Raw genomic sequence first — 14,117 nt, forward strand, 5'->3', positions numbered from 1 at the left:
GGGCTTCGCTCAGGGCAGGACGGCGCTCAGTGCAGCATCACCGGGCTGCTGGCCAGCCCGCTGTAATGCTCCAGCGCATCTTCCACCTCTTCCTGCGTCGGGGTGTTGTCCTGCCAGGCGGTGATCTGCTGCTGGAACAGTTCGGCCCAACTGCCATCCAGATAGACGTGGCGACCGGAACGCTTGTCGACGATCTCGAAGCCATGACGGGCCAGGGCCAGATGGCCGCGTCCGCGCATCTGGATGACGTCATCGGCGTCCAGTTCGGGATTCGACTGCATGTGCACGACCACGAAACTGTCGGAGTCGTACAGCGTGTGCATGCCGGCTACGGTTTGGTCAAAAAGGTCTTTGTGCATGTCAACTACATGGTAGCGACAATCCGCAAATCAAGCTGTGACCGGGCGTCGATTGCGACTGAAACGGGCAATTTCTGTATCAGGCCGGCACGAAATCACGCCAATCACCCTTTGGGCATGCGCTTGAGGGTCTGTTCGACGAAGTTGCCGTTGTCCTCGCTGATGCGCATGCGTACCGGCAGGTAGTGCGTCTGGCCGCTACTGCTCCAGGGAGCCAGCCACATCTCGATGCGCTTGTTCTGGCCGGCACTGCGTACCTGGGTGAGCTTGATGGCATGGTGTTCCTGGCCGCCAGCGTGCACGGTTTCCTCCGGGTCGACGCGGAAGCGGAACAGTGGCGCATTGCGCGGCCCGGCCGCTTGCAGCAGCAGCGTGCTGCCCGGCGGATAGCGCCCGGCATCGGCATTGAACAGCGCCAACAGTTGCACGAACATGCTGACCTGGTCCTGCGCGCCGGGCAGCAGGGGGACTTCGGGATTGCCGGCGCTGAACTGGATCTGGCCCTGGGCGACATCCGTGCTGGCGTCCGGAGTGCGGGCAAAGCTGGCGGCCTTCTCGCCGCGCCACTGGTCGGCAAAACGGTCCGGGCGCAGGCCGTTGGGTCCCAGCGTGCCCTGGCTGACCTGGGTGCGCTTGCCCACCAGGAAAGCGCTGATGGTGTAGGCCATCTGGTAGCTCTGGTCACCGTGGTTGGTCCATTGCAGGGTGCCACTGGCGTGATACTTCAGCTTTTTTGCTTCGCCCTGCATGTCGTACTCTAGGGTGAAGGACGGGGGCGCCTTGGCGGGAGCGCGGGAGAGCGCGATCAGTTCCGCCGGGATGGGAGCAGGTGTGCCGGCTGCGCTGCCAGCCACTGCAGCGCTCGCAGCGGGGGTGGTCGCCGATCCGCTGGCCATGCCCGATGCCGCGACTGCTGCTGCGGAGGCGGGAGCGTCTGGAGCCGATGCCTCTGCGCCAGACGCTGCCATAGCGGCCGGTGCCGGGGTTTCAGCCACGGGAGTCTCCGGGGCAGGTCGTGGCTGGCGACGTATCCGTGGCTGTGGTGCAGGGGGCGGCTCGCGCATTGGCGCCGGGGCCACGATGGGCTGTTGCGGGGCTGGCGGAGGCGGCTCGGGGGCGGGTTCCGGTGCTGGAGGCGGTGCTTCCGGCTCTGCAGCAATGGTGCGCGTATCCAGGCCTGCCACCACTGTTTCGCTGGCTGGCGTCTGCTCGGCGGGTCGCGTCTGCTTCGGCAGGCCGGCCAGCAGCAGGGCATGGGCGGCTGCCACGGCCAGTGCCGCCAGCAGCAAGGGCAGCGGGCGGATCGGGCGGGTGGAAAAGGGCGGTGGCCGAACGGGCAAGACGGTCAGTGCAGGGAAAAAAGAAACAGGGAATGTCGGTTGCCGGCCTCACGCATGAGGAATCCGGCGAAGGTGCTTGGCCTATTCTAGAATGCCTCCATACATTGGCGGGGTAGCAGCGCGCAGCCAGGCCCTCGGGGGTGACACAAGGATACGGATGAAACTTGCAACATACAAGGATGGCTCGCGCGACGGCTTGCTGGTGGTTGTTTCACGTGATTTGCGCCAGGCCTGCCATGCCACGCAGACGGCGTCGCGCATGCAGCAGGTGCTGGACGACTGGAACTTCATCAGCCCGCAACTCGAGGATTGCTACCGCCAGCTCAATGCGGGCCGCGTTCCGCACGCCTTTGCCTTTGACCCTGCTCGCTGCATGGCGCCCTTGCCGCGCGCCTTCCAGCGCGTGGATACTGCCGCCTATGCAGGCCACCTGGCACCTGATGACGGCACGTCGGCGCAAGCCCGTGCCTTGCGCCTGTGGCAGGCTGGCTCCGATGGCCTGCTCGGCCCTGAGGAGCCGGTGACGCTGTCCGGAGCCGGCCTGCAGATCGATTTCGAGGCCGGACTGGCAGCCGTGTGTGGCGACCTGCCGGTCGGTGCGTCTGCCGCACAGGCGCTCGAGGGCATCCGCCTGCTGCTGCTGTGCAATGGCGTGCGCCTGCGCCAGCTGGAAACTATTAGGGATGAGGGCGCGGATCTGCTCTCGCGTCCCGCAATGGCATTTGGCCCCGTGGCCGTCACGCCGGACGAGTTGGGCGATGCCTGGCGCGAGGGGCGCGCCCACCTGAACCTGCAGGTGCAGGGCAATGGCCGCAAGCTGGGGCTGCTGGACGCAGGCGCCGACATGGAAGCGGGATTCGACCAGCTGCTGGAGCGTCTGTGCCGCTTCCGCCCTGCAGCAGCAGGCAGCCTGCTGTCGGCCGGCCCGGTGAGCAATCGCGACCGCCGCAAGGGGGTGGCCTGCCTGAAGGACAAACGCGCGCTCGAGATGCAGGACCACGGCAGCGCGGAAACCCCCTGGCTCCAGCACGGCGACTCGCTGCGCATCGAGGCGCGCGGCCGCGACGGCCAGAGCATCTTTGGTGCCATTGACCACGACATTGTTGTAAACGGAGAGTGCGAATGAGCACTGTTGTAGACACCGCTTCGGAACAGGCGCTGCAGGTGGCCGGTCCGCTGCAATTGCCGCCGCGTACCCACGCCGAACTGCATGACGAACTGCATGCGCGGCCGCCGCTGCGCACCACCGCCTGCTGCGTGGTTAGCTACTGGGCCCAGGCCGGGTTGTCGGCCGAGGTGGCCGAGGCCGCGCTGCGTGTGGCCTGTGCCGATGCCGGCCAGCCTGCACCGCAGGCCGGCGCGCGCCACCACCTGATCGAGACCGGCGGCTGGGCGCTCAAGTACGAGCGCCATGGCGAGTTCGTCAGCTGGCAGTTGCGGCTGGATTTGCCGGCCGATCCGCGTCAGGAGCCGGAGCTGTTGCTCGGTGCCATGCTGCGCGCCGATGCGCGCCATGCCCTGTCGCCCGCCTTCTTCACCTTGCTGGGCGAGCATCCGATGCTGGCGGCCACGCATGTGGTGGTGTGGCCGGTGGAAGAAGACGGCATGCTGCGCCAGGCACGCCGTGTCATGGCGCAACTGCTGGCTGCCACGCGCTCGGATGATGACACCTCGCATAACCTGCTCGGCTCCTGGATTGCCGATGAGCGTGCGGCGGTGTTCACCCATCTGCTGCTGGACGATGCCGGCTTCACCCGCTTCCTGCTGCTGGACGTGCAGCTGTCCGAGCAGCAGCGCGCACGCGAGGTGCAGCGCATCGTCGAGATCGAAGGCTACCGCGCCTTGGCCATGCTGGGTTTTCCGCTGGCGCATCAGGAGTCCGCACAACTCGGTGTGCTGGAACGCCGCCTGCTGCAGGCGGTGGACCAGTTCGCCGGGCAGGGCCATCAGGCAGGGGAGTCCGAACAGCAACTGCAGGACCGGCGGCTGTTTGCCGAGCTGGTGGCGATCGCCTCCGAGGTGGAGCACGGCGTGGCGCGCTCGCGCTACCGTTTCTCGGCCACGCGCGCCTACCATCGCATCGTGGCGCGCCGCCTGCAGGACTTGCGTGAATCCCGCATCCAGGGCCTGCAGACGTTGGGCGGCTTTCTGTCCCGCCGCTTCACGCCGGCGATGGAATTCTGCGAAAGCACCGATGCGCGCCTGAGCGATGTGGCGCAGCGCGTGCAGCGCGTGGTCGAGCTGATCAAGGTGCGGGTGGAAACGCGCCGCGAGGATGACAACCAGGAGGTGCTGCAGGCCCTGGGGCGCCGCCAGCATCTGCAGCTGCGCCTGCAGCAGACGGTGGAAGGCCTGTCGGTGGTGGCGATCAGCTATTACGCGGTGAGCCTGCTGAGCTATGTGTTCAAGCTGCTCAAGACCGTGCCGGCCATCGAGGCGCTGCACATCCCGGTGGAAGCTGCCGTGGGCGCCAGCGTGATTCCCGTGGTGCTGATGGTGGCCTGGTTCGTGCGTCGCATCCGCCAGCACCATTCCGTGGACTGACAGCGTGGCGGCGGCTTGTCCGGCTGGCGTGCCGCCGCGGCATGCAGTATGCTTTCGTCCATCATTGTTGCCGCACGGCGGCCAGGCAGGAGACCGCAGATGAACATCAACGCAGTAGGCTTCGACTTCAGCAAGTTCGTGCCCGGATTCGACTTTCTCAAGCAGATCACGCAACCGCGCAGCATGATGCCCTCGCCGGCGCAGTGGGTAGCCCCCACGGTGGATCCGGAAGAGGTCGAGCGCCGCATCCAGGAACTGCGCACCGTGCAGTTCTGGCTCGAGCAGAACACCACGGCGCTCAAGGCCACGATCCAGGCGCTGGAAGTGCAGAAGATGACGCTGACCACGCTCAAGGACATGAACGTGAGCATGAACGACATGGCCCAGGTGTTCCAGCAGGGCATGGCCGATACCGTGTCCAGCGTGACGCAGGCCGTGAAGGCCGCCGTGCCCGAAGCCCCGGCAGAGGCCGCACCGGCATCCACCGTGACCTGGCATGAAGTGCCGGTGCAGCCCGCCGCCGCTGCCGAGGCGGAGCCCCCTGCGCAAGAGGAAGAGTCTCCGCTGAACGCTGCCTTCGCCCAGGCAGGCCAGTGGTGGGGCAGCATGATGCAGACTTTCCAGAGCATTGCCCAGCAGGCGCAGGAAGACGTGTTGCAGCGACAGGCCGAGTTTCTGAAGGCGCAGGAGGAAGTGGCGCAGCAGGTGGCGGCTGCCATGCCGGAAATGGCGGCGGCAGCGGCAAGCCCTGTGCAGGCGGATGCCCCGGCTGCAGCTGCCAGGCCCGCTGCAGGCAAGGCGCCGGCGCGCAAGCCCGCAGCCGGCACTGCAGCAGCCAAGGCGAAGACAAGCCCGACTGCGGCGAAAACAGGTGCCAGCAAGCCGGCCGCCCGGCCGGCTGCAAAACCTGCGGCACGCGCGGCTGCTGCCAAGCCGGCAGAAAGCGCCAAGCCCGCTGCCCCGCGCAAGCCGGCGGCGAGCAGAACGGCCGCCAAGCCGCGCTCCTGACCGGACTGCGCGGATCAAGCCAGCACGGGCAGTGAAGCAGGCTGCCCATGCTGCAGCCGGCGCATCCGCCGGTGGGCGCTTCGCACTCAGTCCAGCGGTTGCCCGTCCACGAACACGCGCAACTCCCCGCAGCAGAACGCCGTCCACTGCTCGTTGGTGGTGAGCGGCTGCGTGGCGATCACCGCGACGCGGTCATTGGGCGTGGTGTGCTCGGCAAAGTCGATGGCCAGATCCTCGTCCTGCAGCTGGGCCGTGGTGAACGGGTGCTGGCGCACGATGTAGTGCAGATGCGTGCTGGCATGGGCCCATAGCGCGGCCCCGTTGGACAGCAGCATGTTGAAGGTGCCGTGCTTCGCCAGCGTGGGCATCAGTTCGCGCAGCGTGCGCGTCAGCTCCTCCACCGGCGGCATGCAGGCGTGCGCCTTGGCGATCTCCTGCATGATCCAGCAGAAGGCCCGTTCGCTGTCGGTATCCCCTACCGGATGGAAGTGGCTGTGCAGATGGGGCTGGAAGTTTTCCAGGTTGCCGTTGTGCGCAAACACCCAGTAGCGGCCCCACAGTTCGCGCACGAAGGGATGGCAGTTTTCCAGCGCAATCGGTCCTTGCGTGGCCTTGCGGATGTGCGCGATCACGTGCCTGCTCTGGATCGGGTACTGGCGGATCAGCTGGGCCACCGGTGAGGTGCTGGCGGCCTGGTTGTCCACGTAGAGGCGCAATCCCTTGTCCGGTTGCGCATGGGGCGTTCCATCCGGATGGCCCTCGAAGAAGGCAATGCCCCAGCCATCGCTGTGGTGGTCGGTCACGCCCGCGCGCTGGGCAAAGCCGCTGAAGCTGAAGGTGATGTCGGTCGGGGTGTTGCAGTTCATGCCGAGCAGCTGGCACATGGCGGTCTTTCTGGTCGTCAGGCGGTGGCGGATTCGGAGCGGAGGGCCCGTAGGCAGGCGCGGCAGTAGCAGGCGGCGTCGGCGGGGATCGGCTCGCGGGCGGCGGCAGGGGCGGGCAGCGGCTCGTGCATGCACCAGCAGGTGCCGGACGGTGCGCCTGCTTCGACGGCGCAGCTGTTGGGCTGGCCGCAGCGCGGGCAGGTCTGCGCGCGCGGGAGCGTTGCGGGGGCTTTCAGGTCGGACATGGCTCCATTGTCGGACAAACCGGGGGCGGGCGGCGAGCGCATGCGGGCCGCAGGACGGCGTTTTTTCGCGCCCAAGTCCGCGATTTGCCAGTGGAAAGCGTCAGACTCTTGTAAAGTACGGTCCATGAATGCCTTGCACCTGTTCCTGCCCTGCGCCGCTGGCGTCGAGGGCTATCTGGCCGACGAGATCGCGGCCATCACGGCACTGCCGCCTGCACAGATCCAGGCCCTGCGTGCCGGAGTGCTGGTGCAGGGCAGCTGGCGTCATGCGCTGCAACTCAACCTGCACAGCCGGCTGGCCCAGCGCGTGCTGGTACAGCTCTCGCGCACGCCCTACCAGAACGAGGCCGACCTGTACGAGGCGGCTTCCCATATTGCCTGGGAGCTGTGGTTCACGCCGCAGCAGACCTTCCGCATCGACATCACGGCGCAGCGCAGCCCGCTCAAGAGCCTGAACTTTGCCGCGCTCAAGATCAAGGATGCCGTGGCCGACCGCTTCCGCGCCCGTGCCGGCAGCCGTCCCAGCGTGGACACCCAGTGGCCCGATGTGCGCATCTTCGCGCACCTCACCAATGACCGCATGGCGCTGTATATCGACACCTCGGGCGAGCCGCTGTTCAAGCGCGGCTGGCGCGAGGACAAGGGCGATGCGCCGCTGAAGGAAACACTGGCAGCCGCCATGATCGCGGCCAGCGGCTGGGATCCGGCCTCCGGCCAGCCGCTGTACGACCCCTGCTGCGGCAGCGGCACCATTGCCGTCGAGGCGGCGCAGATGGCCTGCCGCATGGCCCCGGGCGTGCAGCGCCGTTTCGGTTTCGAGCGCCTGTTGCCGTTCCAGGCCCATGTCTGGCAGCAGCTGCGCGCAGAGGCGCGTGAAGGCGAATTGCGCGATGCGCCGGTGCTGGTCTACGGCAGCGATGTGGCGCACCGCATGGTCGACTTTGCCCAGCGCAATGCCCAGCGTGCCGGTGTGGCCCACGCCGTGCAGTTGCGCGGGGGGGACGCCCTGCAGCGCATGCCGCCCACTGAAACCCCTGGCATCCTGCTGATCAACCCGCCCTATGGCGAGCGCATCGCCGCTGCCGGCGTGGCCGGCCAGCGTGCCGAGGAGCGTGCCCGCAGCGCCGCACCCCGCGTGCATCGCGTTGGCGGCACGCTCGGAACTGGCACCCTGCGCGAAGCGGCTGCCAGCCGTGGCGGGCGCGAGAGCGCCATCATGGCGGCGGGCAGCGAGGACGATGACTTCTTCGCCCGCCTGGCCAGCCACTGGAAGAAGAACTACACCGGCTGGACCGCCTGGATGCTCACGCCCGACCGCGACCTGCCGCGTCGCATGCGCCTGAAGGAAACGCGCAAGATCCCGATGTGGAACGGCCCGATCGAGTGCCGCCTGTTCCGTTTCGACCTGGTGGCCGGCTCCATGCAGGCGCGCCCGCAGCGCCAGGCCGGCGAGGCCGCAGGTGCCGGCGACGGAGGACCGCGCGCGTGATGGTGAAGCCAGAGGCTCCCGCCCGGTTGCCGCGGCTGCTGCAAGGCATCGCGGGGCTGGCGCTGGCCCTCATGCTGGCAGCGTGCCAGCCGGCAGACAACGGTGATGCACGGATGCCCCCCAACAAGGGCGTGGCCAGCTCCCTGCACCTGAATGCCCTGATGGATGCCGCCTTCGGCAGCCGGCAACAGGTGGTGGACACCCAGCAGGTGCGCTGGCGTGCCAACCTGATGTTGCCGCCGCAGCAGGCAGCGCGGTTGCCCAGCAGCATGCTGCCGGCCAGCGAACCGTTGGCGCCACTGGCATCCATGCCCGAGGCGGGCGGCGCCGCACCTGCGCTGTTGCAGCGCACGGCGGTGGTGGCGTTGCCGCGCGAGGTGGTGCGCCTGAACGAGACGCAGGCGGTGCTGGTGTTCGAATCCGTGCCGGCCGACCAGGAAGGACGCCCGCAACGCGAGCCGACCAGCAAGGCTGCGCTGGGAACCGTGTTCTACACCCGTGTGGCGGAGAGCGCCGGCAACAGCAAGCCGCGCACCCCCGGCGAGGAGCAATGGCAGGTGACCAGCTTCCAGCCCTACGTCGATGCCATCGGCTATGACGGCAGCGCCGGCGACAGCCAGGTCTACAAGCTGGCGCCTGAGCGCTATCTGCTCACGTTCGAGTCCGAAAGCTGCTGGAAAGGCACCTGCGGCAGCTGGCTGAACGGCTATCTGCTGCAACCTGATGGCCTGGCGCTGGCGCTGCAATCGCGCCTGGCGGGCAACAACCGGACTGCCTATCCGGATTGCGATGCGCGGCTGGCGCCACAGCGTTCCGGTCCGCGACAGCCCCGGCGCCGTGTGGTGATCCCGGCGCAGGCCGGCGTGGCTTCGGCCGCAGCCAGTGCGGCCGTGCAGGGGCACAGCTGTTTCGATGTGCGCGGCGAGGTGCATCCGATTTCGCGCGAGGCCGCGAGCGCAGATGTCTCCATCCGCTTCAAGGGCCTGGTGTCCAACGCGCGCGGCGATCGCCAGCCGGTGCAGGAAACCCAGCTGTTCCGCCTGAACGACGGCCTGTACGAGCAGGTGGACGGCGGACCGAATCCGGTGCCGGAGTTCTGATGCAGCAAGCGCAAGGCGCACAGCCCATCGTCATCGACACCAACATCGTGCTCGACCTGCTGCTGTTCGAGGACCCCACCATCGTGCCGCTGCGCGAGGCGCTGCAGCAGGGGCGCCTGCAATGGCTGGCCACGCCGCGCATGCGCGAGGAGCTGGCGCGCGTGCTGCACTATCCGCAGATTGCCAAGCGTGCCGTCTACCATGGCCGCGAGAACGAGGCCGTGTTGGCTGCCATGGATGCGCAGGTGCATTGGGTGGAGCCGGCGCCCCGTTGCGGCGTGATCTGCAAGGACGCGGATGACCAGTGCTACATCGATCTGGCCCTTGAGCGGCAGGCACTGCTGCTGAGCAAGGACGGCCACGTGCTGCGCCTGCGCAAGCGTCTGGCGAAGCAGGGCGTGACGGTGGCCAGGGCTTTGCCGGAGGAATGGTGCGCGGCAGCGCTGTCGGCGTGATCCTACCGGCGGCAGCGCCATGGGCTGATGGGCGCGGGGAGGCCGTTCTTCTACAGTGGAATCGTGCTCGGGGCCTTCACGGCGCGGAGCGAACCACTCAACAAGGAGGTCATCATGCTCAAGTGGGCCATCATCTTCGCCATCATCGCGTTCGTCGCAGGCATTTTCGGCTTTACCGGCGTTTCTGCGGGCGCGGCCGGCATTGCCAAGATCCTGTTCATCGTGTTCGTGGTGCTGTTCCTGATCATGCTGGTGCTGGGCGTGATAGGCGCGAAAAAGCTCTAGCCGTATAAATGAACAGGGCATTGCGTGATCACAAGCAACAAGGGCTGCATCATCGCGATGCAGCCCTTGCTGTCTGGGGAGCGGCAGGCCGCCCGGCTTACATCTCCTGCGTGGGGATATGCGAGCGCAGTTCGATCTGGCGGTTGTTCTCGTCCACGAACACCAGTTGCGGCTTGTGGCTGGCGATCTCGTCGGCGTCCAGTTGCACGAAGGCGGCAATGATCACCAGATCGCCCTTGGAGGCGCGACGTGCGGCCGAGCCGTTCACGGAAATCATGCCACTGCCACGCTCGCCCTTGATGGCGTAGGTGGTGAAGCGTTCGCCGTTGTTGATGTTCCAGATGTAGATCTGCTCGAATTCGCGGATGCCGGAAGCGTCCAGCAGGTTCTCGTCGATGGCGCAAGAGCCTTCGTAGTGCAGTTCGCAGTGGGTAACGGTAGCGCGATGGATCTTGCCATTCAACAGGGTATGACGGGGCATGGGTGGTCCTTCTTCAGGAACAAAATACGAAAGAAGCGCGATTGTATAAAGCGACGCAGCGGAGGGGGGTAAAAATTTGGCTTACTGTTTCGTCATTGCGACAGCCAGCGCCTCGGCAACCTTGATGCCGTCCACGGCTGCGGACAGGATGCCGCCGGCGTAGCCTGCACCTTCGCCGGCCGGGTACAGGCCGGGCACGCTCGGGCTTTGCAGGCTCTCGCGGTCGCGGTCGATATGGATGGGCGAGGACGTGCGCGTCTCCACACCGGTCAGCATGGCATCGCTCCAGTCGTAGCCCCGGATCTTGCGGCCGAAGGCCGGCAGGGCCTCGCGCATGGCATAGATCGCGTAATGGGGCAGGGCGCGCGAGAGGTCGGTCAGTGTCACGCCCGGCTTGTAGGAAGGCTCCACGGCGCCCAGCTCGGTGGACGGACGCTGTTCCAGGAAGTCGCCCACGGTCTGGCCCGGAGCGCGGTAGTCGCTGCCGCCCATGTGGAAGGCCTGGCTTTCCAGAATGCGCTGCAGCGCGATGCCGGCCAGCGGATGTGCCTTGTCGCGGCCCGAGCCCACACCGTCGCGCTCCAGCACGTTGGGCGGGAGCTGTTCGGCCTGCGCCAGTGCCTCGGCGGCTGGCAGGCTGGGATCCAGCTGCGGAAAATCGGCCGGCGTGATGCCCACCACCATGCCTGCGTTGGCATTGCGCTCGGCGCGCGAATACTGGCTCATGCCGTTGGTCACCACGCGGCCCGGCTCGCTGGTGGCAGCCACCACGGTGCCGCCTGGGCACATACAGAAGCTGTACACGGCGCGCCCATTGCTGGCATGGTGCACCAGCTTGTAATCGGCCGCGCCCAGCAGCGGGTGGCCGGCATGCACGCCCCAGCGCGCCTGGTCGATCAGGCTCTGCGGGTGCTCGATGCGAAAGCCGATCGAGAACGGCTTGGCCTCCATCTGCACGCCACGCTCGTACAGCATGGTGAAGCTGTCGCGCGCGCTGTGGCCGAGGGCGAAGATGGCATGGCGGGCGGGCAGCACGTAATCCTGTCCGGCAGCCAGATCGTGCACATGCAGCGCCTGCAGCGCGCCAGCGGCGTCGCGCTCGATATCGGTCACGCGCTGCTGGAAACGGATCTCGCCGCCCAGCGTCTCGATCTGTTCGCGGATGCTTTCCACTACCTTCACCAGGCGGAAGGTGCCGATATGCGGGCGTGCCACGTAGAGGATTTCTTCCGGCGCGCCGGCCTTGACGAACTCTTCCATCACCTTGCGGCCGAGGTGGCGCGGGTCCTTGATCTGGCTGTAGAGCTTGCCGTCACTGAAAGTGCCGGCGCCGCCTTCGCCAAACTGCACGTTGCTTTCGGGCGTGAGCACCTGCTTGCGCCACAGGCCCCAGGTGTCCTTGGTGCGCTCGCGCACCTTCTTGCCACGCTCCAGCACGATGGGCTTGAATCCCATCTGCGCCAGCGCCAGCGCGGCCAGCATGCCGCAGGGGCCGAAGCCGATCACCACCGGGCGCTCCGAGAGGTTTGCCGGGGCGTGTGCGGGGGCGTACCAGCGCATGTCCGGCGTGGGCTGGATGTGGGAGTTGCCGGCGTGCTGCTGCAGCAGTCCGGCCACGGAGCAGGCGGCGTCATCGGCCAGCGTCACATCGACGATGAACACCTGCTGCAACTGCTTCTTGCGCGCATCGAAGCTGCGCTTGTGCACGTGCACCTCGGCCAGATCGGTGGGGGCGATGCCCAGGGTGTCGGTCACGGCCTGGCGCAGGTCGGCATCGCTGCTGTCCAGCGGCAGGCGGATTTCGGAGAGTCGGATCATGATGGGCTTGTGTCGATCAAGCAAAACTTCAATTATCGGGCAGGCTGGCGCGGCTGTCATCACTCTGGGATAATGCGCAGCGTGAAGCCTGCCAGACCGCCGCTGGTGCAATCGTGGAAACACGGCACTGGAGGAACGTCCGGACTGCACAGGACAGCGCAGGAGGTAATACCTCTCCACCGTGAGGTGAGGATCAGAGCAACAGAGACGAGTTTGGGCAGCTATGCTGCCCAAGGTGAAACGGGCAATCTCTGCGCGCAGCAATACCAAGTAGGCCAGCGTTGATGTGGTTCCGCAGAGCTGGCGGGTAGGTAGCACCGAGCCGGGTGGGCGACCCCCGGCCCAGATGAATGGCGGTCACGCAGCGGGCAACCGCTGTGCACAGAATCCGGCTTATCGGCAGACTTCACATCTTCTTCCACGGTGCTGGCGTATTTTTGCGGCAGACTCTCGTTCCATGCAGTTGTCATTCTTTCGCGCGCTGGATGATGCGCGCGCTTCCGTTCCTGCGCGCGCGGCAGGCTTGTTCCTTCTGGCCTTTGGGGCGCTCTGGCTGCTGGTGCACGGCGGCTCGGTGCTGGTGCCGCCCATGGACAACCTCGAGCAGCTGATCTGGGTGCGCAAGCTCGACTGGGGTTATTACAAACACCCCCCGCTCACGACCGTGCTGCTGTGGCCGCTGGTCCAGCTGTTCGGTCTGCATGGCTGGGTCACCTACGTGCTGGGGGGCGGTCTCACGCTGGCCTCGCTGGGGTGGCTCTGGTGGCTGTTGCGCCGCATGCAGGATAGCCGCTTTGCCACCCTGGCCCTGCTGGCCATGCTGTGCATCACCTTTGTGGCCGGAAGGCTGCATTTCTACAACCACAACATTACCCTGCTGCTGTTCACGGTGGCCAGTGCCGTGTTCGCCTGGCTTGCGTTCGAGCAGCAGCGCTGGCGCTGGTGGCTGCTGCTGGGCTGCTCATTGGGGCTGGGCGCCCTGGCCAAGTACCAGATCGGCCTGTCGGTGGTGGCGTTGCTGGTGCTCTGGCTGCTGGCGCGGGGGTGGCAGAGTCCGGTGCATCGTGGCGGCCTGGTTCTGGCCGGACTGGTTTCCATGGCGGTCTTTGCGCCTCATGCCTGGTGGCAATTGCAGCAGGGCGGCGGGGCGCTTGGATATGCGCTGAGTACCTCCGTGGAGGCGGGTGAAGCCGGAGTGAGCGGGGCGCTGGGCAGCCTGCAGTGGCTGGCGGATCAGCTGCTTGGAAGGGCGATGCTTTCCGGTCTGTTGCTGGGGCTGGGTGTTTGGTTCTGGCGCCGCCGCCTGCGCCGGCAGCCTCCGGAGGCTGCTATCCCGAATGCCAACCTGCGACAGGAAGATGGCGGCAAGCAGCGGGCTCCTCTCAGTGCGCGCATTTTCCTGCTGGTGTGGGGCGGGGTGCCCCTGCTGCTCATGACCCTGATGGGCATGCTGATGGGGTCGGAATTGCAGCGGCACTGGGGGGTGGCCTATCTGCCCATCCTGCTGCCGGGGCTGATGCTGCTGGCACCGCGCGTCGACTGGGCTGGGGTGCTGTCCCGTCCGGTGTGGCGGACTTTTCTGGTGCTGCAGCTGTTGCTGGTGGCACAGGTCGTCCTCACCTCGGCGCACGGTCTGCCGAAGTGGCGCAACAAGAGCTGGCGCAACTTCGATGCCGCACGCGTGGCCGCCGCAATGACTCCCCAGGTGCAGCAAGCGCTGGGCGGGCCGGTTCGGGTGATCATCGGGGACAGCAAGGAAGCCGGTGCGGTTGCGCTCGCCCTGCGTGAACGTCCCCTGGTCCTGCTCAACAACAATTACCGCTGGAGTCCCTGGGTGCCCGAGGATCTGGTGGCACGGTGTGGTGCGGTGGTGTTGCGGGCCGACTATCTGGTGGCGCCCACCAAGGAGCCCGCAACCGAGGCTGCGCGCGAAGCCGCACGTGTCTGGGCGCAGGGAGCCAGACCGCTCGTCATTCCGCAGGATGCAGTCACCGGGCATGTGGAAAACCTCGGAGGCGGCATTACCGCCATGCACTGGGTGGTGCTGCCGCCAGAGTCAGGCCAGCCAGCCTGCTCTGCGCTATGATTCTGCTTTCCCTTGCAATCTGA

General features: G+C 66.8%; 14 protein-coding genes and 1 other RNA gene. 9 read left to right on the plus strand and 6 right to left on the minus strand.

Going from position 1 to position 14,117, the window contains the following annotated elements:
• Positions 1-26: 26 nt before the first annotated feature.
• Entirely contained in the window at positions 27-323 is a 297-nt protein-coding gene (locus BMW28_RS09905) for a BTH_I0359 family protein (protein WP_091817498.1), read from the minus strand.
• Between the two features lie 140 nt (positions 324-463).
• Entirely contained in the window at positions 464-1,699 is a 1,236-nt protein-coding gene (locus tag BMW28_RS09910; protein ID WP_143280584.1) for a DUF3108 domain-containing protein, read from the minus strand.
• 157 nt (positions 1,700-1,856) lie between these two features.
• On the opposite strand from BMW28_RS09910, the gene BMW28_RS09915 reads away from it, so the two are divergent.
• The 3 genes from BMW28_RS09915 to BMW28_RS09925 all read left to right on the plus strand — a co-directional run bounded on the left by BMW28_RS09915 (position 1,857) and on the right by BMW28_RS09925 (position 5,251).
• Positions 1,857-2,825 (plus strand): fumarylacetoacetate hydrolase family protein, encoded by a 969-nt coding sequence (locus BMW28_RS09915; RefSeq protein ID WP_091817325.1) that lies wholly within the window; start codon positions 1,857-1,859, stop codon positions 2,823-2,825.
• Positions 2,822-4,243, plus strand: a complete 1,422-nt coding sequence (locus BMW28_RS09920; RefSeq protein ID WP_091817328.1) for a DUF3422 domain-containing protein — start codon at positions 2,822-2,824, stop codon at positions 4,241-4,243. Before BMW28_RS09915 ends, BMW28_RS09920 begins: the two co-directional genes overlap by 4 nt.
• Positions 4,244-4,342: 99 nt before the next feature.
• Positions 4,343-5,251, plus strand: coding sequence for a PhaM family polyhydroxyalkanoate granule multifunctional regulatory protein (locus BMW28_RS09925; protein ID WP_200785781.1), 909 nt, complete (start codon positions 4,343-4,345; stop codon positions 5,249-5,251).
• A gap of 86 nt (positions 5,252-5,337) precedes the next feature.
• On the opposite strand, the gene BMW28_RS09930 is transcribed toward BMW28_RS09925, so the two are convergent.
• Entirely contained in the window at positions 5,338-6,135 is a 798-nt protein-coding gene (locus tag BMW28_RS09930; RefSeq protein WP_091817331.1) for a class II glutamine amidotransferase, read from the minus strand.
• A gap of 17 nt (positions 6,136-6,152) precedes the next feature.
• Positions 6,153-6,380: a cysteine-rich CWC family protein gene (locus tag BMW28_RS09935; protein WP_091817333.1), complete on the minus strand. Its 228-nt coding sequence runs from the start codon at positions 6,378-6,380 to the stop codon at positions 6,153-6,155.
• Between the two features lie 124 nt (positions 6,381-6,504).
• On the opposite strand from BMW28_RS09935, the gene BMW28_RS09940 reads away from it, so the two are divergent.
• From BMW28_RS09940 to BMW28_RS09955, 4 genes are all read left to right on the plus strand, one after another.
• Positions 6,505-7,869, plus strand: a complete 1,365-nt coding sequence (locus tag BMW28_RS09940; protein WP_091817335.1) for a THUMP domain-containing class I SAM-dependent RNA methyltransferase — start codon at positions 6,505-6,507, stop codon at positions 7,867-7,869.
• Positions 7,866-8,969 (plus strand): hypothetical protein, encoded by a 1,104-nt coding sequence (locus BMW28_RS09945; RefSeq protein ID WP_143280585.1) that lies wholly within the window; start codon positions 7,866-7,868, stop codon positions 8,967-8,969. Before BMW28_RS09940 ends, BMW28_RS09945 begins: the two co-directional genes overlap by 4 nt.
• A complete protein-coding gene (locus BMW28_RS09950; protein WP_091817340.1) occupies positions 8,969-9,424 on the plus strand; it encodes a putative toxin-antitoxin system toxin component, PIN family in 456 nt (151 codons plus the stop codon). The genes BMW28_RS09945 and BMW28_RS09950 overlap by 1 nt, the downstream gene beginning before the upstream one ends.
• Before the next feature lie 114 nt (positions 9,425-9,538).
• A complete protein-coding gene (locus tag BMW28_RS09955) occupies positions 9,539-9,709 on the plus strand; it encodes a DUF1328 domain-containing protein (protein ID WP_091817499.1) in 171 nt (56 codons plus the stop codon).
• Between the two features lie 97 nt (positions 9,710-9,806).
• Here the strand turns inward: BMW28_RS09955 and panD are convergent, their stop codons facing one another.
• Positions 9,807-10,190: an aspartate 1-decarboxylase gene (gene panD, locus BMW28_RS09960; RefSeq protein WP_091817342.1), complete on the minus strand. Its 384-nt coding sequence runs from the start codon at positions 10,188-10,190 to the stop codon at positions 9,807-9,809.
• An 81-nt stretch (positions 10,191-10,271) separates the two neighbouring features.
• The gene (locus tag BMW28_RS09965) at positions 10,272-12,008 is read right to left on the minus strand and encodes an NAD(P)/FAD-dependent oxidoreductase (protein WP_091817345.1); all 1,737 of its coding nucleotides are present in this window, start codon (positions 12,006-12,008) and stop codon (positions 10,272-10,274) included.
• Between the two features lie 83 nt (positions 12,009-12,091).
• Between BMW28_RS09965 and rnpB the strand changes: the two genes are divergently transcribed.
• Together rnpB and BMW28_RS09975 are read left to right on the plus strand one after the other, a co-directional pair.
• An RNA gene (gene rnpB / locus BMW28_RS09970) (RNase P RNA component class A) lies at positions 12,092-12,420 on the plus strand.
• A gap of 45 nt (positions 12,421-12,465) precedes the next feature.
• The gene (locus BMW28_RS09975; protein ID WP_091817347.1) at positions 12,466-14,094 is read left to right on the plus strand and encodes an ArnT family glycosyltransferase; all 1,629 of its coding nucleotides are present in this window, start codon (positions 12,466-12,468) and stop codon (positions 14,092-14,094) included.
• Positions 14,095-14,117: the final 23 nt, after the last annotated feature.

It is taken from the genome of Allobrachymonas denitrificans DSM 15123 (assembly GCF_900110225.1).
In the GTDB taxonomy this organism is placed as follows: Bacteria; Pseudomonadota; Gammaproteobacteria; order Burkholderiales; family Burkholderiaceae_C; genus Brachymonas; species Brachymonas denitrificans.